Below are 22,524 nucleotides of genomic sequence, written 5' to 3' on the forward strand. Positions count from 1 at the left end.
ACGACTAAACCAAGTGTTTTAAAGCCAGTCATACGTCCTAATCTGACGAATAACGTTACACCTGTTGCGGCTACAGCTGTGGCAACGACACCTGTAACTCCAACACCTGTGATTCCTGTTGCAGCACAGCAGGTATTGAAACCAACTGCACCAACGCCTACTGTGTTAAGACCTGCCGCTCCACCTACATCAGTGGTTAGTCAGCAAGTTGCAGCACCTGTACCACCTCCAGTAGCTCCTGTTTATCAGCAGCCTGTTGCGTATACAGCGCCAGCACCTGTCGCTTATCAAGCAGTAGAACAAGGACTACAAGAAATTGGTTTTGAGCGCGGTAGTGCAGGTGAGGGACAAGTTGTACTGAATTTAAAAACAGCAGATACACCAGTGGATGTACAACAGCAAGGTAGCAAAGTTGTGGTGCGTTTCCTCGGTAACAAAATTCCATCGCATTTGGTGCGCCGTTTAAACGTTAATGATTTTGCGACGCCTGTCTCTACAGTAGACGCTTATAATGATAAGTCGAATGGTGTAATTTCCATTCAGTCGAGTGGTAGCTTCGAATATATGGCTTATCAAACAGATGGTAAGTTAACGATCAGTCTAAAACGCCCAGAAGAGAAAAAAGGCTTAAGCAGCCAAAATCGTACACCGAAATATACAGGTAATAAGATTTCTCTCGACTTCCAAGACATTGAAGTGCGCCGCGTATTACAATTGTTGGCTGATTTTACCGGCATTAATATGGTGACTTCGGATTCAGTTCAAGGGAATATTACATTACGCTTAAAAGATGTGCCTTGGGATCAAGCGCTTGATATTGTAATGAAAACCAAGAACTTGGATAAGCGTCGCAACGGAAACGTGATTTGGATTGCACCTGTTCCAGAATTGATTAAAGCCGAAGAAGAAGAGGCGAAAGCCATTGCACAAAGTGTGAAATTGGCACCATTGCAAACCGAATATATTCAATTGAGCTATGCCAAAGTTGAAGATATTGAAAAGTTGATTACTGAAGGTCGTAACAGCCGTTCATCTAATGGTAATAATACAAATTCAACAACTGACCCATTGGGGGATAGTGTCGGGTCATTATTAAGTCCACGTGGTACAGTTTCAATTGATCCACGTACCAATACATTGATCATTAATGATACAGTCCAAAAAATTGATCAAATTCGCAAGATGATTGATTTACTGGATGTTTCTGTAAAACAAGTCATGATCGAAGCTCGTATTGTACGTGCGACCACAGATTTCACTAAAGAAATGGGTGTGAAATGGGGGGTAGTATCGAAAGGTGTTGCAACCAATAATGATCTTTTGGTTGGTGGTAGTGATCAAACGCTGTGGGATTTAAAATCACCAAGTGAGGATGGTCGTTATAATATTCAACGTCCTGATAACTTAAATGTGGATTTAGGTGTGGCTGGGGCTGCAGGTAAAATTGCATTTGGTTTAATCAATATGTCTGATTTTATGCTGGACCTTGAGTTGTCGGCACTACAAGCTGATGGCTACGGTGAAGTTATTTCTACACCAAAAGTTCTCACTGCTGATAAGCAGCAAGCGAAAGTTGCTTCGGGTCAGGAAATTCCTTACCAAACCACTGAAACTGCAGGTGGTGCTGCAACGGCGACGACTTCCTTTAAAGAAGCATTGTTAAGCTTAGAGGTAACGCCAAGTATTACACCTGATGGTAAAATTCAAATGAAATTGAATATTACCAGTGATTCACCAGCAGGTTATGCACAGAATGGTGAAATCATTTTGAATAAAAATCAAATTGATACCAATGTGCTTGTGAACAACGGTGAAACTGTGGTGTTAGGTGGTATTTTCGAGCAAGAAACGATTTTTAACCAAACCAAGGTGCCTTTCTTTGGTGATATTCCTGCTGTTGGTCGTCTATTCCGTAAAGACAGTAAAACAGAGAATAAGCGTGAGTTATTAATCTTTGTGACACCAAGAATTGTTAATGACAGGCAAACTAGAAACAATTAATATAGTTTCAATGAAAGCAATTCAATAGGTGACTCCTTGCCAAGCAAAGAGTTTGAAACCCTACCGAATATTTATTTGGTAGGGCCCATGGGAGCTGGTAAAACAACCGTTGGTCGACATCTTGCAGATTTACTTCATCGAGAGTTTCTTGATAGTGATCATGAGATAGAAAGAAAAACTGGGGCGACCATCCCATGGATTTTTGAGAAAGAGGGTGAACAGGGATTCAGACATCGTGAGTCACTGGTAATTGATGATTTAACATCAAAACAAAATTTAGTTGTTGCGACGGGTGGCGGCGCAGTTACTCAGTCGATTAATCGATCTTATCTAAAAGATCGAGGTATTGTGATTTATCTTTATACTCCCGTAGAAATACAACTTCAAAGAACCTACCGTGATAAAAATCGACCTTTATTACAAGTCGAAAATCCTGAACAGAAATTACGTGAATTATTGAATATTCGTGATCCGCTGTATCGTGAAGTTGCACATCATATTATTGAAACGAATCAAGGTGCTGCGCGTGATTTGGCACAACGTATTCTTAATGTGATTGTCGCAAAAGAATTGAATTAAATTTGTTTTATTGGCTTATAACATCATGCAAACCTTATTCGTTGAACTCGGTGAACGCCGTTATCCTATTTTCATTGGTAGTGATTTAGATCCGCAACAATTACTTGAACCCTATATTCATGGGCAACAGGTCATGATTGTCACCAATGAAACGGTTAAACCGCTGTATTTAGATCACTATGTATCAGCTGTGGAAGGTTTAGGTAAAAAAGTTGGGACATGTGTTCTACCTGATGGTGAATGTTATAAAAATATTGAACATTTGAATTTAATTTTTGATGCCTTGCTTGAGGCAGGATTTAACCGCGATTGTACAGTGCTTGCTTTGGGTGGAGGGGTGATTGGTGACATGGCTGGATTTGCATCAGCTTGTTTCCAACGCGGAGTGTATTTTATTCAAGTCCCGACCACGCTGCTATCGCAAGTCGATTCGAGCGTTGGTGGTAAAACTGGAATCAACCACCCATTAGGCAAAAACATGATTGGCGCATTCCAGCAGCCACAGGTCGTACTTGCGGATATGGCGCAACTTAAAACATTGCCTGAGCGTGAGTTGTCAGCAGGTTTGGCTGAAGTCATTAAGTATGCCCTATTAGGAGATGTTGATTTTCTTGCATGGCTTGAGGAAAACATGGATGGTCTCGTTGCACAACATCCAGAATTACTTGCTGAAGCAGTGTACCGCTCTTGTGCACACAAAGCGCGAATTGTAGCCAATGACGAGAAAGAACAGGGTGAGCGTGCATTACTGAATTTAGGTCATACCTTTGGACATGCGATTGAATCTTATCTGGGATATGGTGAGTGGTTACATGGTGAGGCTGTGGCGACGGGAATGGTGATGGCGGCAGATTTATCTTATTTAATGGGGTGGATCACAGAAGCTGACCTTGAACGTACAAAAATTATCATTCAACGTGCGAAATTACCGATAAAATGTCCTCAAATTCCACTTGATGAATTTTTGGCATATATGTCTCATGACAAAAAAGTCCTGAACGGTCAATTACGTTTAGTGCTCTTGAAGTCGCTAGGGCAAGCAGTAATTACCAAAGAGTTTGATGTGGAATTAATGAAACAAGCGATTTTACGTAATCAAGCATAATCTTAGGTTTTCTCATGACGGTACGCCACTCATCCCCACGCACAGCGCAACAATATATTTGGTTGATCGGTGGCATACTGTTTTTAGTCGCATCTTTTGTATTCTGGATTTTGACAGATAGCAAAGAGTTGGTTGCTCAGTCTAAGCAACTTGAAGAAACTCAAGTTCAGATTCAACCAGAAAAGGTGGCAGCAACAAATTATTTGGGTGGGCTGACTGATCAAGTGCGACCTTTAGAATTAACTGCGCGTAAAGTTGCTTCAGGAAACCATTTGCCTGAATTTAGAGGCACAAAGTTTATTCAAGACAATAAAAATAATTATTTTATCGAACTATTTCGCGTTACCAATGAAGATGTAATTAAAAGTTTTCTTAATAAGCAAACTGATCGTAAATCATACATTTATTTTCGTTTGAGTGGTGAAGACCAAGTCGAACAGTACATTTTGGGTTATGGGCTGTTTATGGGGGAAGGTGCTGCTAAGACAACTTTAAATGGATTGGATTTAAAGTTACCACCTTCTGTGGCGCCTAAAGTTGCTGGCTTTAATCAGTTTGTGGGTCAAGTCAATGACATGGGATCTGAAGAACTGACAACTGCAAAATTATACGAAGTTAAATTACGACCTGCGGCTGTGCCATTGATTGATGAGTCCTTGCTGGTTCGTCCTAAGCCAACCCCTGTGGTTGATCCTGCTAAGGCAACAACTAATGTGACTATTACAAGAAAAGATCAGTCAGGAAATGTGGTTGATGTGAGACGTTCGCAATCGAATGTTGACCCTATTTCGAGCGATAATTCAAAGAATAATACGGATAAACGGAATCAAGAGGCTCAAATTAGTGATCCATTTAATTAAAATGGTATAAAATGGCGCAAAATTAAACGAAAGCATAATAAATTTGCACATCATTGGTGCGATAAAGTGGTTCTAATTTGGTGCCTTTTCGGTTAATAATGACAAAATAATTGAAATAAAACGCTTGCACGGAATAAATAAATATTGGCATAGATTTTGCTTTATTGGTGCACTGATTAAGTAAATTGTCCCTATTTTGGAGCGAAGACCTTAATTTAGTGTGCGATTTAGTCAAATTGATCTGCTTTAAATGGGTGCAAATCGTCTCGTACATTTGTGAAATTAAATCAGAAAAGACGTTCAATAACGAAAGACATACAGAATCATGTCTTTGTTTTATAAAGAAATCGTATTTGAAGAATAGATAAGTTTTGCCCAATGAGGGCCATGTTGAAGAAGGGTACGCTATGCACATGCCATCGCCTAATACTGTAGCTCCCGCTAAAGGTCTATACCAACCGGATGAGTTTAAAGATAACTGTGGTTTCGGATTAATCGCCCATATGCAAGGTGATGCGAGTCATGACTTGGTCAAGACCGCGATTCATAGTTTAAGTTGTATGACGCACCGCGGTGGTATTGCTGCAGATGGTAAGACGGGTGATGGATGTGGTCTACTGTTGGCTATGCCTAAGCAATTCTTCCGTGAAGAAGCAAAACGTTTAAGTGATATTACACTCAGTGAAATTTTTGCAGTAGGTACAGTTTTTCTTAGCCTAGATCCTGCAATTGCTGCACATGCAAAACAAGTGCTGACTAAAGAAATTGAATCAGAAGGTTTGCGTGTAATTGCATGGCGCTTAGTGCCAACCAATAATGAAGCATTAGGCTCAATTGCGATGCAGTCTTTGCCAGCATTTGAACAAGTAATTGTTAACTGTCCAATGGGTGTTGAAGAAGTTGAGTTTAACCGTAAGTTATTCTTGGCTCGACGTCGTGCTGAACAAAAATTAAGTCAAGATAGTTCATTCTACGTTACAACACTTTGTTCAACTGTGATCTCTTATAAAGGCTTAATGATGCCTGAAGCGATTGCAGATTTTTATACAGATTTGGCTGATCCACGTTTGGAATCTCACATTGTGGTGTTCCATCAGCGTTTCTCAACCAATACATTGCCACGTTGGCCATTGGCACAACCTTTCCGTTACTTAGCGCACAATGGTGAAATTAATACCATTACAGCAAACCGTAACTGGGCGATGGCACGTACACCAAAGTTTGAAAACCCGCTCTTGCCAGGTTTAACTGAGCTTAACCCAATCGTAAACCGTACTGGCTCTGACTCTTCAAGTTTAGACAACATGCTCGAGATCTTGGTTGGTGGAGGTATGGACTTATTCCGTGCACTACGCATGCTCGTTCCACCAGCATGGCAAAACGTTGAAACTTTAGATGCTGATTTACGTGCATTCTATGAGTTCAACTCTAAACATATGGAAGCATGGGATGGGCCAGCAGGTCTTGTGATTCAAGATGGTCGTCATGCGATTTGTATGCTTGACCGTAATGGCTTACGTCCTGCACGTTGGGTAATTACTAAGAATGGTTACATCACACTTTCATCAGAAATTGGTGTCTGGGGTTATGAACCAGAAGACGTAGTATCTAAAGGTCGTGTTGGACCAGGTCAGATCTTAGTCATTGACACTTTCACTGGTAAATTGCTGGATACTAAAGACGTCAGTAATCATCTGAAAAAAATGCGTCCTTATCGTCAATGGTTGCGTGAAAATTCAGTGCGTATCCAAGGCAGCCCAGAGCTAGAAGAATATCTATGTGATCAAGGCTTAAAAGGCGATGCTTTAAAAGCAGCTCAAAAAATGTTTATGGTGACATTTGAAGAGCGAGATCAGTTATTACGTCCAATCGCTGAAAGTGGTCAAGAAGCAGTAGGTTCGATGGGCGATGATACGCCGATGGCAGTATTGTCTCGTCAAGTACGCCATGTAACAGATTACTTCCGTCAACAGTTTGCTCAAGTAACTAACCCACCAATCGATCCATTACGTGAATCGATCGTAATGTCTTTAGAAACATGTTTGGGTCGTGAACAAAATGTATTTGAACAAGGTCCAGAGCATGCGGATCGATTAATTATTTCAAGTCCTGTACTGTCAAACTCTAAAATGCATCAAATTCGCACTTTAGGTCGTAAGGGCTACGAGATTGCAGATATTGATCTAAACTATGCAGAGACTGAAGGTCTAGAAGCCGCGATTACACGTATTTGTGAAGAAGCAGCGCAAGCAATTCGTGATGGCAAAACCCTATTGGTGATTTCTGATAAGAAAATCCGTGAAGGGTTCTTACCAGCGAATGCAGCGATGGTAACGGGTGCTATCCATCATTACCTCATCCATGCAGGTTTACGTACAGATGCAAACATTATTGTTGAAACAGCTTTAGCGCGTGATCCACACCAGTTTGCCGTAATGCTTGGCTTTGGCGCAACAGCAATTTACCCATATCTTGCATATGACGTCATTAATGATTTAATTGCGAAAGGTGAGTTGTTAGGTGATCCGATTCATGCACAAGCGAATTTCCGTAAAGGGATTGAAAAAGGATTGTTGAAAGTCCTTTCAAAAATGGGTATTTCGACCGTTGCTTCATATCGCGGTGGGCAGTTATTTGAGGCTGTTGGTTTATCTGAAGAAGTTGTTAATAAATGCTTCACAGGTGTTCCAAGCCGTATTAAAGGTGCGACTTTTGTTGATCTTGAAAATGATTTGAAAAAATTAGCAGAAACCGCTTGGAAATCACGTAAGCCAATTGAGCAAGGTGGTTTACTGAAATTTGTATTTGATAAGGAATATCACGCTTTTAATCCTGATGTAATTAATGCTCTACATAAATCTGTACGTTCTGGGAAATATGAAGATTTCAAAGAATATGCTGAGCTTGTAAATAATCGTCCAGTGGCAACCATTCGTGATTTATTTAAACTCAAAACAGAAAATTCAATTCCACTGGATCAAGTTGAATCTGTAGAAGCGATTCTTCCACGTTTTGACTCTGCAGGGATGTCTTTAGGGGCATTATCACCAGAAGCACATGAAGCGATTGCCATTGCAATGAATACAATTGGTGGTCGTTCGAACTCAGGTGAGGGTGGTGAAGATCCAGCGCGTTACGGCACAATCCGGAACTCAAAAATCAAACAAATCGCATCAGGTCGTTTTGGTGTAACCCCTGCTTACTTAACGTCTGCTGAAGTACTGCAAATTAAAGTGGCACAAGGTGCAAAACCGGGTGAAGGTGGTCAGTTGCCAGGTGGTAAAGTGAATGGCTTAATTGCACGTTTACGCTACTCTGTACCGGGTGTGACATTAATTTCTCCACCACCGCACCACGATATTTATTCAATCGAAGATTTATCGCAGTTAATTTTTGATTTAAAACAAGTTAACCCTCAAGCGATGGTCTCTGTAAAACTGGTATCTGAGCCAGGTGTGGGTACGATTGCTGCGGGTGTTGCAAAAGCCTATGCGGACTTTATCACCATCTCTGGTTATGACGGTGGTACAGCAGCATCGCCATTGTCTTCGATTCATCATGCGGGTTCGCCATGGGAGCTTGGTCTTTCTGAAGCGCATCAAGCCCTTCGTGTAAATGATTTGCGTGGTAAAGTTCGCGTTCAAACGGATGGTGGTTTAAAAACGGGTCTAGATGTCGTGAAAGCAGCTATTTTAGGTGCGGAAAGCTTCGGTTTTGGTTCTACACCAATGATTGCATTGGGTTGTAAATACCTCCGTATCTGCCACTTAAATAACTGTGCGACTGGTGTAGCGACTCAGCAAGATCATTTGCGTCAAGAGCACTATATCGGCGAACCACAAATGCTCATTAACTTCTTCACCTTTATTGCTGAAGAAACACGTGAGTGGTTGGCTGCATTAGGTGTATCAAGTTTGAAAGACTTGATTGGTCGTACCGATTTACTAGAAATGCTACCTGGTGAAACAGATAAGCATGCTCACCTAGATTTAAGTGCTTTACTTGAATCACATCCAGCTGCTGAAGGCAAAGCTCAATATTGCGAAGTCGAAGGAAATGCACCATTTGATAAAGGTGTTTTGGCTGAGTCTATGATTGCAGAAATATTGCCTGCGATTGAAGCTGGTACAGGTGGTGAATACAGTTTTACCATTGGTAACTGTGACCGTTCTATTGGTGCACGTGTTTCAGGTGAGATCGCTCGTCGCTATGGTAACTTAAGTATGGAAGCACACCCTGTTAAAGTGAATTTGACAGGTACTGCTGGACAATCACTTGGTGTATGGAATGCGGGTGGTCTGCATATCAAGCTTGAAGGTGATGCGAATGACTATGTGGGTAAAGGTATGGCGGGTGGTCGTATCTCAATTTTCCCACCGAAGGGTTCTCCATTCCAAACACAAGAAACAGCGATTATTGGTAACACATGTTTATATGGTGCAACAGGCGGTAAATTATTTGCTGCAGGTACAGCTGGTGAACGTTTTGCTGTTCGTAACTCAGGCGCGTTCGCGGTGATTGAGGGTGCTGGCGATCACTGTTGTGAATACATGACAGGTGGTATTGTAACGGTACTGGGTAAAGTTGGTCATAACTTCGGTGCAGGTATGACAGGTGGTTTTGCTTATGTACTTGATTTAGATAATGACTTTGTTGATCATTATAACCATGAGTTAATCGAACTTAATCGTATTTCGACCGAATCAATGGAAGAACATAAAGAGTTCTTAAGCCGCATTTTAGATGAGCATATTAAGGAAACTGGTAGTGCTTGGGCGTACAAGATCCGTAACGAGTTTGATTTCTACAGCCGTAAATTCTGGTTGGTGAAACCGAAAGCTGCAAACTTGCAGACTTTATTAAAAACAACTCAAGCTGATCCTCAATAATTCCACTACTGCAGATATATAGGCAGATGCAGCTGAACTAACAACAGACTGCATCTACCCACGGAGAGAGACATGGCAGAACGCCTTAATAATGACTTTCAATTCCTGGATGTCGCACGCCAAGATCCAGAGAAAAAAGATCTCAACGTCCGCAAAGCTGAGTTTGTGGAAATTTATAAACCTTTTACAGCCGAAGTTGCGAAAAACCAAACACATCGCTGTTTAGGTTGTGGTAACCCTTACTGTGAATGGAAATGTCCAGTACATAACTATATTCCAAACTGGTTAAAACTGATTGCTGAAGGTCGTATTTTTCAAGCAGCAGAGCTTTGCCATCAAACAAATACATTGCCTGAAGTCTGTGGCCGCGTATGTCCACAAGACCGTTTGTGTGAAGGTGCATGTACACTAAATGATGGGTTTGGTGCTGTGACCATTGGTAATGCTGAAAAGTATATTAATGATACGGCATTTGCATTGGGCTGGCGTCCTGACATGTCTCATGTCAAATGGACAGATAAAAAAGTCGCGATTATTGGTGCAGGCCCTGCGGGTCTAGGTTGTGCGGACATTTTGGTGCGCAATGGTGTTAAACCCGTCGTATTTGATAAGCGCCCAGAAATTGGTGGTTTGCTGACCTTTGGTATTCCTGAATTTAAGATGGAAAAGGACGTGATGAAACGTCGTCGTGAAATCTTTACAGGCATGGGGATTGAATTCCGTTTAAATACAGAAATTGGCACAGACATCACTATTGATCAATTGCTTGCTGATTATGACGCTGTCTTCATGGGTATGGGAACGTACACATACATGAAAGGTGGTTTCGCAGGTGAAGATTTGGAAGGTGTTTATGATGCGCTTGATTTCTTAATTGCCAATGTGAATCGTTGCCAAGGTTGGGAGAAAGATCCTTCAGAATTTATCAGTGTGGAAGGTAAGAAAGTTATTGTACTCGGTGGCGGTGATACTGCTATGGACTGTAACCGTACTTCAATCCGCCAAGGTGCAACATCTGTCACTTGTGCATACCGCCGCGATGAAGAAAACATGCCAGGTTCACGCCGTGAAGTTAAAAATGCGCGTGAAGAAGGTGTTGAATTCCAGTTTAATCGTCAGCCGATCGAAATTGTGGGCGAAAATGGAAAGGTCACAGGTGTTAAATTTGTGACGACTCAACTCAGTGAGCCTGATAGTCGTGGTCGTCGCAGTCCTGAACCAATCCCTGGTTCAGAGGAAATCTTACCTGCTGATGCAGTGCTATTGGCCTTTGGTTTCCGTACAAGCCCTGCAGAATGGTTTAATGATGTAAGTATCAATTTAGATGGTTCTGGTCGTGTGGTTGCTCCTGAGCAGCAACAATACAAGTTCCAAACCTCTAATCCGAAAATCTTTGCTGGTGGAGATATGGTACGTGGTTCTGATCTGGTCGTAACTGCGATTTGGGAAGGGCGTCAAGCTGCTGAAGGTATTTTAGATTATCTTGATGTTTAAACGAAAACATGCCTCACAAAAAATCCTACTTCGGTAGGATTTTTGCATTTATATGCATGACTTGTTTGACAATCTCTTGTCGAATATTCAAAAGTATCCAATTCAAGAACTATCTTAAGAATCATGTAATTAAATTAAAAAAGAGAATGGAGTTGTAATTGAATTTGCGACTTTATTGGCAAAAAATATAATTTATTTGTCTCTGTGGTTATTTTTGCAATATTAAATCTGATTTATTCTGACAGTATGAGTAAGAAATGCTATATCCATATAGGCTCTAAAATGACAACTACACAAATCGCCAAAGATAAATCTTATTTAAATCGTCCAAAAGCGATTGGGATTACCGTACGACGTTTAAATTATAATCCTAAAGCCATACGACGCCATTTTTTCGCGAATTCTCCTGTCATGTCACACTTGTTGACGGCACTTTCTTCTACCTTTCCAATTGGTGAACAATTCTTTGTTCATAGTGTTCGTAATGTACGAGATAAAGTGAAAGATGAAAAATTACAAGCGCAGATTGCAGCATTTATTGGTCAAGAAGCGATGCATTCAAAAGCACATGCGGAATTTAATGACGCTTGGCGCCGTGATGATTATCAACTTGACAACTTTCAAGCATGGTTAGCGCGACGCGATGAATTTATTCGTACTACCCATCCAAAATTGCAGTTAGCAATTACCTGTGCTTTTGAGCATTTTACAGCGTTATTGGGTGGTTATATTCTTCGTCATCCTGAAGTCCTGTCGACCTTAGATGAAGATGCAACTAAGCTTTGGGTGTGGCATGCTATTGAAGAAATTGAACATCGAGCAGTTGCATTTGATGTCTATCAAGCGGTATACAAAGATACCAAAGTGCGCCGCAATATTATGCGTAGCGTAACCACAGGTTTCGCGAGTCTTACATTTTATTCAGCTACTCGATTATTTTGGCAAGATCGTCGAAAAAGCTTACCGAAGGTCAGTGGAAACTTATATGGTATTTACCTGATTTCTAAAATGATGATCGAGCTAATTCCAGAATATTTATCATATTACAAAGAAGATTTTCATCCTTCTGAAATTGACTATACGGATATCGTGAATCATTGGAAGGCAAAATTAGCTGAAGAATATCAAGTGGAAGGCTTCCAAGAGCATCCCCAACCTGTACTATATAGCTAACAAAAAAAACCTAGCGAAAGCTAGGTTTTTTTATTACTTAGATGAGTCTTGATTAAACTGACGCATTCTTCTTTGGCGCTGCCAAGGGAGGGGGCGGTCGAGTGCTTCAGGAACATCACCTGATGTAGAGCGTAAACGTAAATGTAATGCAGCTTGTGCAATTAAATTTGCCGATACAGGCGCCGTAATAAAGGCAAGTAATGTAATCAGTAGTTCAGCAAACCCTAAGCGACTATGAAAGGCTGAATAAATCATAGCTGCTATTAAAAAACTACCCAAGCCTAATGTGCTCGACTTTGTAGGGGCATGCAGACGCATGAATAGGTCAGGCAATTTCACCATTCCAATTCCACCTACAAGTGTAAAAAAGGCACCATTGATCAGGAAGAAGGAAACTAAGATTTCCATAATCAGCTGAATATTCATAGTTTTCTCCTAGTCCACCACATGGCCTGTCGTAAAATAGCGAGCTAATGCTGCTGTCGATACGAAACCGAGCATGGCTACCAATAGTGCGCCTTCAAATAAAGAGGTGCTAGCCCAATAAATTCCTAGAACCACAACTAAACACGTAGCATTCAGAAATAAAGTATCTAATGCAAGTAGTCGATCAACCATTGAAGGACCGATTACAAGACGGATTAGACAGAGCAACATTGAAATCGTAATTCCAATTAAGCTAATTCCCAATACATAAGGAAGAATGATCATTGAGAATCTCCTTGCTGTTTTACATGGAAAATTGCGATGAGAGGCGCTTCGTAGCGCTGTTTGATTTCTAAAATATCAGCCTCTGGATTGTCTGTATTAATCGAGTGAACAAGAATATCTCCACGTTCTTGGTCGATTCCAGCACTTACTGTGCCAGGTGTAGTCGTAATGATCATTGCCAATAAGCTGTTGACCTGATCATGATCAGTATCTAATGGAACACGATACCACTTAGGGTGTAGACGATCAGTAGGTCCTAGGACTTGTTTAGCAACACGAATATTACTGATGATAATGTCCCATAACACAACAAAAACCAGTTTAACTGCTAAATCCCAATGAATATTGGGTGTACGAACGATAAAAAGTTGTACTAGCTTAGGAATGACTAAACCAATAAGAATAGCAACCAATATATCAAACAACGCTGCGCTGTTAGCCAACATCAGCCAACTGATAGCCACGATAACTGAAACAAAAGGATGTGGCATGATTCGATCAAATAGAGAGCTCTTTTGTATCATTTACTGCTCCATCGGTTGAAGCTTAGATTGGGCTTCTTCAGGTTGTCGCTGGTTCAATTCTTGTTCTTTGATTTGACGGCGCTTGAACTCTGAGATGTGTTCGCCCTCAAGTGATTTTTCACTTATAACATGTGGAATATAATGTGCATTTGGGTCTGCAAACTCTCCGCCGTATTTTGTTTCTGGAAGATAATTGGGATCAAATGGTTGTACACTAATTACTTCACCACGTTCATCCATTTTTAAAACAGCAGTAATATATTGTTCTGAATCATTTAACTGATTTGCAGTTTGTTGAATATACTGTGTGACTGGATGAGCAAATATCACATAAGCGATTAAACTTATAATAAAGACAAAAATTGTGGTGTCATTACGTGGAGGTGCCTTGCTTGGTAACTTTTGATATTCATGATAAGACTCTTGATTAGGGTCATTTTCTGGTACAGTTGAACGCCATAAAATAACGAATCCTAAACGAGTGAAAGCTATGATACTAAGCAAGCTCACAATCAGAATGACAATAATAATGAGCAATTGATAGCTAGATACAGAGGCCGCTTGAAGGATAAATACTTTTCCAAAGAATCCACTGAAGGGTGGAAGCCCTGCCATCATGAGTGCAATAATGAAGAAGCAAATCGAAACTAGCGTCTGCTGTTTCATGATTGGTGCGATTTTTAGATGATCTTTGAATGCACCACGCTGCGAAGTAATCCAACCGCATAGCAAGTAGAATGCAGCGGCAATAATCGTACTATGCACGAGGTAATATAGCGCTGCAGCCCAAGCATCTGCAGTCATCAGAGAAAGGGCGATTGTAATCGTTCCTATAGACGATAGGATCATGAAACCAACAAAACGACGCATTCGCTCTGCACCAATCGCACCAATTACACCATAAATAGTCGTAATTAAACCAATTGGAAGCAGCCAAGTGCTGAGAATTTCTCGCGAAAGCTCATCGGTGAATACGGTTCCATTCACACGTAAAATGGCATAGATACCCACTTTGGTCATGATGGTGAATAATGCGGCTACAGGGGTCGTGGCGACGGCATAAGTTTTAGGTAGCCATAGTCCGACAGGGAGGATTGCAGCCTTGATACTAAAGACTACAAACAGCATTAATCCGCCTGCAACTGCCATATTGTACTGATCACCTTCAAGTGTACGTACAATTCGACCCACATCAGCCATATTCAGGCTACCAGTATTACCATAAATCATCCCTAAGCCAATCAAAAAGAATGCAGACGCTAATAGGTTGATCGTTACATAGTGAATACCAAGTTGGAAACGTGCTTTGCCTTGACCATGTAGAAGCAATACATATGAAGCCATCAACAGCACTTCAAAGAAAACAAACAAGTTAAATAAGTCGCCTGTTAGAAATGCACCACATAATCCCATGAGTAAAAAATGGCTCATTGCATGGAAATAGCGTCCACGTTCATCCCATTCTTTACTTGCAAACCAAATAATGGGTGTCGCAAGAGCATAGGTGAGCACGAGCATAAAGGCTGCCAAACGATCTAGTACAAGTACAATGCCAAAAGGAGCTGACCACTCGCTTAAACTATACACATAGATCTGACCAGAGTTTGCCTGAATTAAGTAAATGATTGCAGTCGCTAAACCAAGAAAAACCGATGTTAAACTGATTCCACGACGCCAAGGTTGACGCCAGTCATGCGCTAAAGATCCTGAACCTGGATTACCCAATAGCACTAAAATAAATGCAGTAAATGTCGGAATTAAAATACTTAAAATTGGCGAGTGAGTGAGCCATAAATCATAAAAATTCATCATTAAGGCTCATCCTCGCGTGGGTCTGTATTGATTATTTCTTCTTTAGAGTCAACATGATCAGTACCCGATTCATAACGACTTCTCAATGCTAGTTGCACGATAAAAGCAGTTGTGGCAAAACCGATTACAATTGCGGTCAAAACTAATGCTTGAGGTAATGGATCTGTAACCTGTGTGGCATTGGTTAAAATCGCAGGTGAATTTAATTGAATCCGCCCCATTGCGAAGAGAAATAAATTGACTGCATACCCTATCATGGCCAAGCCTAGTACCACAGGGAAAGTGCGTGCACGTAAAATCAGATAAATACCAGTGGCAACCAATAATCCAATAGCGGAGGCGAGTAAAAATTCTAAACTAATCATTCTTTACTCCTTCGGTACAGGGCCGGTGATGCTTGAGTTGCGTGAGTCGCCTAAAACGGAAATCATGAGCATTGTTGCACCAACGACTGTGACATAGACACCAACATCAAATGCTGCAGCAGATGGCAAATGCATTTTTCCGAGAATGATCGGCTCTACATAAATATGAGCACTGGTCAGGAATGGTCGACCCCAGAACCACGCAGCGACCCCAGTCAGACCAGCAATAGTTAAGCCAGTACCAATCCAAATTTCATAAAGACGCCCAGACTTTGCTCGTAAGAGTTGTTCAGTGTGATCTTGACCTAGTGCAATGTACTGAATCACAAGCGCCATTGATGTAATGAGACCTGCGATAAAGCCACCCCCTGGAAGATTATGTCCGCGTAAGAAAATATATAAGCTGACGACTAAGGCAATCGGAAGGACCCAAGATGCGGTCATTCGGAACATCAACGGTGATGGATTAAAGCGATAGGTTAAGCCTTGTGTAATGGTCGTACCATGAGCACGCATTCCATCCATTAAACACAGTGTCCCAATCGCAGCAATACCCAGTACTGTGATTTCACCAAAGGTATCAAATCCACGGAAATCGACTAAAATTACGTTCACAATATTTGAACCACCACCGAGCGGTAGAGATTGTTGAACAAAGAACCATGAGATTGAATTGTGATCACGCGTTAGAATCATCCAAGTGATCCAACCGATACCTAGGCCTCCGATGATTGCAATCACCGCATCTCTCCAACGACGAGTGCGTGAAGATTCATAAGGCGTAAGTTGTGGTAAGAGGGACAGACTCATCAGAAGTAAAACAGTTGTGACAACATCGACTGTGATTTGTGTGAGTGCCAGGTCTGGTGCTGACATCGTAACAAAGACCATCGTCACGACAAGACCGATTGCTCCACTGATAAGAACGGCTTTAATGCGTTCATGGTGAAACCAAAGCATCATCCAGCACGCTGAAAACAGTAATAACCAAAGCACGATTGCAACCAATGGTGCATGCGTCAGTTCGCGTGTACCTGCATAAATACCTTGACCAATGAGAGGCATGGAGACTAAAGCAACAGCAAAAATTAATATCCACAATAAATAGTTTTGTAGAGAACCTGTTTCTGTTGCTCTTTTTAATTTTCGCGAATTTAAGAGCAAATGTTTGAGAAAGAGATCAAACAGGACTTTACCTTGAAGTTTGCCAAGTATTGGATCAAGGTCAATGTCACGAATTCTACTGTTCTTCGCAAGACTAAAATAAAAAATAATACCGCCAATCAATGCAATCGCACTCATCAATAAAGGCACGTTAAAGCCGTGCCAGATTGCTAGATGTACGCCTTCAAAAGCTGGAAGGTTGGTGCTTGCTCGTGCACCAGCATTGACGATATCGCCTACTAAGAGCGCTGGTAATAGACCCACTGCAATACATAATGTAGCTAATAAAATTGCAGGTGCACGCATACCAATTGGTGGTTCATGCGCATCTTTATTTGGAATCGCTTTGCCTAAATCACCATCAAAAAATACGCCATGAACTAAACGAACAGAATACGCGACAGCAAACAGACCTGCGAGTGTTGCAATAATTGCTGCGAAGATACCTACACCACCCGAGAGATTCGCTAATAGTTCAGTAAAGAACATTTCTTTGGATAAGAATCCATTGGTCAGTGGTACACCAGCCATTGAGGCTGCTGTGATCATGGTTAAAGTCGCTGTAAATGGAAGTAACTGCCATACCCCACTGAGTTTTCGTAAATCACGTGTACCTGTTTCATGGTCGATAATACCAGCGATCATGAATAATGCTGCTTTAAAGGTCGCATGGTTAATGATATGAAAAATAGCTGCAGCCACAGCGAGTGGTGAACCAATCCCCAGTAAGCAAACGATCAAGCCTAAATGACTAATGGTGGAGTAGGCAAGCAAACCTTTCAGATCTTCCTTAAAAATGGCAAAGAACGCGGCCATACATAAGGTAAATAAACCAATGAATGTGACGAGGTTATGATACAAAGCAGAACCAACAAAGATCGGCATTAAGCGCGCCAGTAAGAAAATTCCGGCTTTCACCATTGTCGCTGAATGCAAATAAGCTGACACGGGTGTCGGCGCAGCCATCGCATTTGGCAACCAAAAATGGAAAGGGAATTGAGCACTTTTGGTGAATGCACCTAAAAGAATAAGGAGCAAGGCTGGCACAAATAAATGACTCGATTGAATCTGCGCCGTCATATTGAGGATTTGATCAATTTGATATGTGCCAGTGATTTGACCTAAGAGAATAAAACCACCGAGCATGGCTAAACCACCCATACCCGTGATGGTTAAGGCCATTCTTGAGCCACGCTGTGCTGCTTCGTAGTTACTCCAATAACCCACTAAAAGAAATGACGAAATACTGGTCATTTCCCAAAAGACAAGAAGAATAAGTAAATTATTAGAAAGTGAAATGCCGAGCATGGCGGCCATGAACAGCATCAGTAAGAAATATAGCTTACTTAGAGAGTTTTTATGATTTAAATAATAATAAGCATAAATATAAATGAGCGTCCCAATCCCTGTAATAAGGAGGGAGAAGATCAAGCCTAATGCATCAAGTCTAAAGCTTAAGTCGATACCAAACTGTGGTAACCATGACCAATGTTCAGAGAGGACTTGACCTTGAAAGACGTCTTTGGCTTGAGTCAGCAACAAGATAAAACTTGTTAAGCTGACTCCAATTGCCCCTAATGCTGTCGCCCCGCGAGAGATTTTTTGCAGCCAGAGGACAAGAAAAGTGCCAAGTATTAATGGTAACAATATAATAATCGGTAGCACACTCGTATCCATAGAGTTGTAGGTCGGAACCTATGATGAGTTTTATCTTTCAAAAGCTTGAGGATGGCAAAGAGTCATCCAACTACTTAAACTTTGAAAGCCGAACGAATTTTAAAAACAAAAACAAGTTGTGTTGCGCAACTTGGAAAGCTAATGCAAAGAAATAGACATTTTTTGATTAAAAAATGAATGAGTAGATTTTATTACATGTATAAAATTACATCAAACTTTTTAGCTACACAATTCAGAATTATAGCGAAAAAAAGCTTAAATTTCTGTTTAAATTGAGTGAGTCATACCCGATTAACTCATCTATTTCCAATCAATTAGGGTGATGAAATACTCGATAAGTCACCAGCTTGGAGATACTCAATGAAGCGCTGTTTTTCTGACACTGATAAATTTTTGAAGTGTTCAAACAAACGCAAGCCATCAAGCGTATCAGTAGGTCGATTCACTTCAGAGATTTGGTCATCTTGTAAATCATTAGCCATGAGTTGAGCAAATAGTTCATCGTATTGTTCCCTGATTTGGTTTTGGTCTATTTCAACAATTTTTCGATTTTCTAATTTAAAATGTTGTACATCTACGTCATTGTTTAAAATCAATTCAGAGCATGCAGATGCGATAATTTGAATTTGCGGGAATGCTTCATGCAAACGGCTGAGTACGTTTTGCACAAAATCTTCATCCACTTGAGCATCAATATTGTCAATTAATAGAATGCCTTCGCCATCAAGGCATGGGTCAATACTATGAGGATTCAGGAGACAAAGTCGTCTGACAATATCACCCACTAAACACAACCATTGACGATACGAATTAGATAATTGCGAAAAAGGAATTTCTTGACCATTTTGCACCAGCATCAATTGGATCTTGGGCGTGTATTCAATATAAATGTCACTGATCGATGGGAATAATGTATGGATGGCTTTCTTGAGTGCTTTGAGTGATGGTAGTTGCATCTCTGCTTCAAGATTTAATAATTTTGCAACTAAATCCTCTTGGTCATGATGAGAAGATAATTTTTGTTTGGTTTGAATTTTTTGAAAAACTTGTGCTAATCGTGCATTTTCAATGTCACTAATTTCACGAAACCATTCGAAGAACCGAGCAAAGGTTGTATAAGGGAGTGCTGCAAGTTCATAGGCTGCGTGCGTTTGTAATACAGCAGGATTATTTTTGCTTAGCAAATTCACTTCGTTGATAAAACGATCAGAAGGATAGTAGGCCACCATAGGCATGCCTTGAGCAGGATCTTGTTTGATCGCTTGTTGATAAAGATGAACGAGTGCTTCTAATTGAGTCGTTAGTGCTTTACTATGACCTACACCTTTACTGGTTAATGTTTTATAGAGTTGCCATTCGCACAAACCCTCTTCATTATGTTGCACAGTCGCAGCCTGTTCAATAGATCCAATATCAGTGGGATATTGAACACAAATATCTATTTTGGCTTGAATGTGTTTGTGCTTAATATCAGAATCAAGCATGACTACACCAGCGGTTCTTAAATCTTTGGCACGTGCAGCAAACCACGTTAAAGCTTGATAAATATTTTTAATAATCGCAGTTTTACCAGAGGCCTGATCACCTAAAATAATAGATATTGGTCGTTGAGTTGGATCAAATTTAATTTTTATATCTGAAAAATGATAACAGTGACGTAACTGAATAGATTGAACTTTCATATTTTGCCTGCAACTTATCGTAGGGGATTATGCTGTTGCTTTCGTTTTAATCGTGGATTTAAGTTTGAGTTGTTGTATTAAATCATAAATATGATGAATATTTAAGCTGCTTTTTGCTCGTGTGCATGCAACATAAAGTAAACGTAATTCTTCATCGCTAATTTTATGTTCTAGTCCATTAATTTTAAATTGGTAATCATCTTCTAAATGCACACGATTCCACTCTAAACCTTTGGCTTTATGAGCGGTTGAGATTACATAGTCCGCTTGTTCAATGGGTGTGATTTTGGCAAGTGCTCGTTTAAGTGGGTCTGTACCATGTTCATCGACCAATTTAACCAAAGGCTTGATGTCACTACCATCATTTGTTTCACAATATTCATGCACATCATGCCAAGAGTTGAACCAAGCTAACTCTGGAACGTCCGTTACTCTTTTACCTTGTTTAAGTAAGCTTGCAGCATCAACAAAGCGATTTAATTTCGCATGATCGGCTTGTAGGCTCACTTTGTCTCCTTGAACTAACCCTGAGAGTAAAAGTTCCATCGCGCGTGCGTTAGTACGGCACAAAATCGCATCTCGCATTTTGGTATGAGGCTTGTTGACGACTTTTGATTGGAGTTCGGGGTTGCCAATCAATGGAACAGTCTCATTGAGTGCGCCTAATAAGTGATTAGCAACTTCAGCGATATCATCACCAAAACGGAATGAAGTGGTTAGGCGCGATTCGGGTAAAGGCATTTGTTGCATCGCATTGACTGCCCCACGCCATGCATAAATTTGTTGATGTGCATCGCCGACATAGATGACTTGCGTACTTTTTTGCTTGAGTAAAATCCCCAGCATCAGGGGGTCAGCATCCTGTGCTTCATCAAACAATACATAGTCTGCGGGTATAAAAGGATCTGATAAAGCCCATAATTTGAGATAGATATCATGTCCAATGCCAGCCTGATGATTAGGGTCGATTGATTCTAACCAACGACGTTCGACTGCAGGATAAAGGTGTTGCTGCAATACCGCAATATCGTCAGCATGTAGCCAACTTGGTGCTTGAATATGGCGGGGTGCAGGATATTGCGAGCTTGTTGAACAGAAATAACTAACAGCATTTGCAACTAAGCCCGCCAAACGACTAGGCATAAGCGCATATTTTTCGTAACGCCCCCCCATGAGTCGGCGTAATGTGATGGGTTGCAAACGGTATTCTTTGGCAATAAAGCTCGGGCTCAAGCGTGGGAGTCTAAGTTTATCTGTCACTCCACGTGGAACGCTTCGAAATGCTAAAGAGTGGAATGTACGACAATCCACGCGCTGATGAAATTTTTGTTGAGCCTCGCTGGCAATCGCTTTGTTAAAGGCAAGATACATACCGCGACGCTGTTGCATCGCATCACTGACTAATTTAAGCGTTGTTGTTTTACCTGTACCTGCATAGGCAATCACTTTGAAGGATTGACCAGATTGCGCTTGTTGAATCGCAATTTCTTGTTCTAAGGTAGGTTTGACAATGACAGACACAGGTTGATAGATCTTCAATGGTTTTAAAAATGATCAGTGAGTATAGCAAGAATTTACAAAGGGGAGAGTTCAATCTTCTTCTTTTTGGATGGGGAGTCTTCGGCGACTTAAAAAGCCGAATTAAATAAAAAAGCCATGTTTGAACATGGCTTTATAAGAGTAAATTAATGCGTGCGATTCGCTTTTTCAACAAGTCCTGACAGACCCTGACGTCGTGCAAGCTCATTTAAAACGAGTTGAATATCAAGATCGAAGTAACCCAGCATCACTATGGTATGGAACCAAACATCAGCAACTTCATAAATTAAATCATTTTGGTGATCCAGCGTCGCTTCTTGTTTGAAATCTTTAGCAGCAATTACCGTTTCAAAACTTTCTTCACCAATTTTTTCTAGTATTTTATTGAGACCTTTATGATAAAGCTTTGCCACATAAGAAGAGTCAGGATCTGCAGATTTACGTTCTGCCATCATTTGACCAAGATAATGTAATACATCGACTTGCTCAGCTTGAGCTGTTGATGCATTCATTACTTTACTATGTGCATTCTCAGACTTTTCGCCATAAATTTGGTTCGGATCTTTCAATTGAGCGTCTACAATTTCCCAACCGTTTGATGTTAAGCGGCGATAAAAACATGATTCACGTCCTGTATGGCAAGCAATGCCACCATGTTGCTCAATTTGAAGAACGATCACATCAGCATCACAATCTAAACGAATTTCATGGACAGTTTGGAAGTGACCTGATTCTTCGCCTTTATGCCACAATTTGCTGCGTGAACGAGAGTAGTAAACAGCTTGATTTTTTTCTGCTGTAAGTGCCAAAGACTCACGATTCATCCAAGCCACCATCAACACTCGACCTGTTTGATGATGCTGAGCAATGGCAGGGATTAAACCTTGTTCGTTAAATTTTACTTCATCGAGCCATTGCGTATTGTTCATAAGGATTTCACCAGAATTAA

General features: G+C 40.8%; 15 protein-coding genes and 1 pseudogene. 7 read left to right on the plus strand and 9 right to left on the minus strand.

Annotated features, from left to right (window positions below; genetic code table 11):
• Positions 1 to 267: 267 nt before the first annotated feature.
• The 7 genes and pseudogenes from AC1M87_RS06350 to AC1M87_RS06380 all read left to right on the plus strand — a co-directional run.
• Positions 268 to 2,001: pseudogene (locus AC1M87_RS06350) on the plus strand (type IV pilus secretin PilQ); the annotation flags it as partial.
• 36 nt (positions 2,002 to 2,037) lie between these two features.
• Entirely contained in the window at positions 2,038 to 2,580 is a 543-nt protein-coding gene (aroK, locus tag AC1M87_RS06355) for a shikimate kinase AroK (RefSeq protein ID WP_035263975.1), read from the plus strand.
• Between the two features lie 25 nt (positions 2,581 to 2,605).
• A complete protein-coding gene (gene aroB / locus AC1M87_RS06360; RefSeq protein ID WP_179998859.1) occupies positions 2,606 to 3,685 on the plus strand; it encodes a 3-dehydroquinate synthase in 1,080 nt (359 codons plus the stop codon).
• Between the two features lie 14 nt (positions 3,686 to 3,699).
• The gene (locus AC1M87_RS06365) at positions 3,700 to 4,545 is read left to right on the plus strand and encodes a hypothetical protein (protein WP_481593250.1); all 846 of its coding nucleotides are present in this window, start codon (positions 3,700 to 3,702) and stop codon (positions 4,543 to 4,545) included.
• Between the two features lie 413 nt (positions 4,546 to 4,958).
• Positions 4,959 to 9,434, plus strand: coding sequence for a glutamate synthase large subunit (gene gltB / locus AC1M87_RS06370; RefSeq protein WP_481593251.1), 4,476 nt, complete (start codon positions 4,959 to 4,961; stop codon positions 9,432 to 9,434).
• Between the two features lie 72 nt (positions 9,435 to 9,506).
• Positions 9,507 to 10,928: an FAD-dependent oxidoreductase gene (locus tag AC1M87_RS06375; protein WP_481586737.1), complete on the plus strand. Its 1,422-nt coding sequence runs from the start codon at positions 9,507 to 9,509 to the stop codon at positions 10,926 to 10,928.
• A gap of 282 nt (positions 10,929 to 11,210) precedes the next feature.
• Entirely contained in the window at positions 11,211 to 12,101 is an 891-nt protein-coding gene (locus AC1M87_RS06380; RefSeq protein ID WP_481589148.1) for a metal-dependent hydrolase, read from the plus strand.
• Between the two features lie 33 nt (positions 12,102 to 12,134).
• Here AC1M87_RS06380 and AC1M87_RS06385 read toward each other — a convergent pair whose 3' ends face one another.
• The 9 genes from AC1M87_RS06385 to hisIE all read right to left on the minus strand — a co-directional run bounded on the left by AC1M87_RS06385 (position 12,135) and on the right by hisIE (position 22,504).
• Positions 12,135 to 12,521, minus strand: coding sequence for a Na+/H+ antiporter subunit G (locus tag AC1M87_RS06385; protein WP_092767413.1), 387 nt, complete (start codon positions 12,519 to 12,521; stop codon positions 12,135 to 12,137).
• A gap of 15 nt (positions 12,522 to 12,536) precedes the next feature.
• Complete coding sequence (locus AC1M87_RS06390) at positions 12,537 to 12,812, minus strand: monovalent cation/H+ antiporter subunit F (RefSeq protein ID WP_092767266.1); 276 nt, start codon at positions 12,810 to 12,812, stop codon at positions 12,537 to 12,539.
• Positions 12,809 to 13,333: a Na+/H+ antiporter subunit E gene (locus tag AC1M87_RS06395; protein ID WP_481593271.1), complete on the minus strand. Its 525-nt coding sequence runs from the start codon at positions 13,331 to 13,333 to the stop codon at positions 12,809 to 12,811. Before AC1M87_RS06395 ends, AC1M87_RS06390 begins: the two co-directional genes overlap by 4 nt.
• A gap of 3 nt (positions 13,334 to 13,336) precedes the next feature.
• Entirely contained in the window at positions 13,337 to 15,148 is a 1,812-nt protein-coding gene (locus tag AC1M87_RS06400; RefSeq protein WP_481593252.1) for a monovalent cation/H+ antiporter subunit D, read from the minus strand.
• A complete protein-coding gene (locus AC1M87_RS06405; RefSeq protein WP_092767259.1) occupies positions 15,148 to 15,513 on the minus strand; it encodes a Na+/H+ antiporter subunit C in 366 nt (121 codons plus the stop codon). The genes AC1M87_RS06400 and AC1M87_RS06405 overlap by 1 nt, the downstream gene beginning before the upstream one ends.
• A gap of 3 nt (positions 15,514 to 15,516) precedes the next feature.
• Positions 15,517 to 18,354, minus strand: a complete 2,838-nt coding sequence (locus AC1M87_RS06410; protein WP_481593253.1) for a monovalent cation/H+ antiporter subunit A — start codon at positions 18,352 to 18,354, stop codon at positions 15,517 to 15,519.
• Between the two features lie 314 nt (positions 18,355 to 18,668).
• Positions 18,669 to 20,036: an ATP-binding protein gene (locus AC1M87_RS06415; protein ID WP_481593254.1), complete on the minus strand. Its 1,368-nt coding sequence runs from the start codon at positions 20,034 to 20,036 to the stop codon at positions 18,669 to 18,671.
• Between the two features lie 27 nt (positions 20,037 to 20,063).
• Complete coding sequence (locus AC1M87_RS06420) at positions 20,064 to 21,557, minus strand: UvrD-helicase domain-containing protein (RefSeq protein ID WP_481586744.1); 1,494 nt, start codon at positions 21,555 to 21,557, stop codon at positions 20,064 to 20,066.
• 164 nt (positions 21,558 to 21,721) lie between these two features.
• On the minus strand, positions 21,722 to 22,504 hold the full coding sequence (hisIE, locus tag AC1M87_RS06425; RefSeq protein ID WP_092767251.1) for a bifunctional phosphoribosyl-AMP cyclohydrolase/phosphoribosyl-ATP diphosphatase HisIE: 783 nt from the start codon (positions 22,502 to 22,504) through the stop codon (positions 21,722 to 21,724).
• Positions 22,505 to 22,524: the final 20 nt, after the last annotated feature.

The sequence above is a fragment of the Acinetobacter sp. 24-47-62 genome, assembly GCF_056779765.1.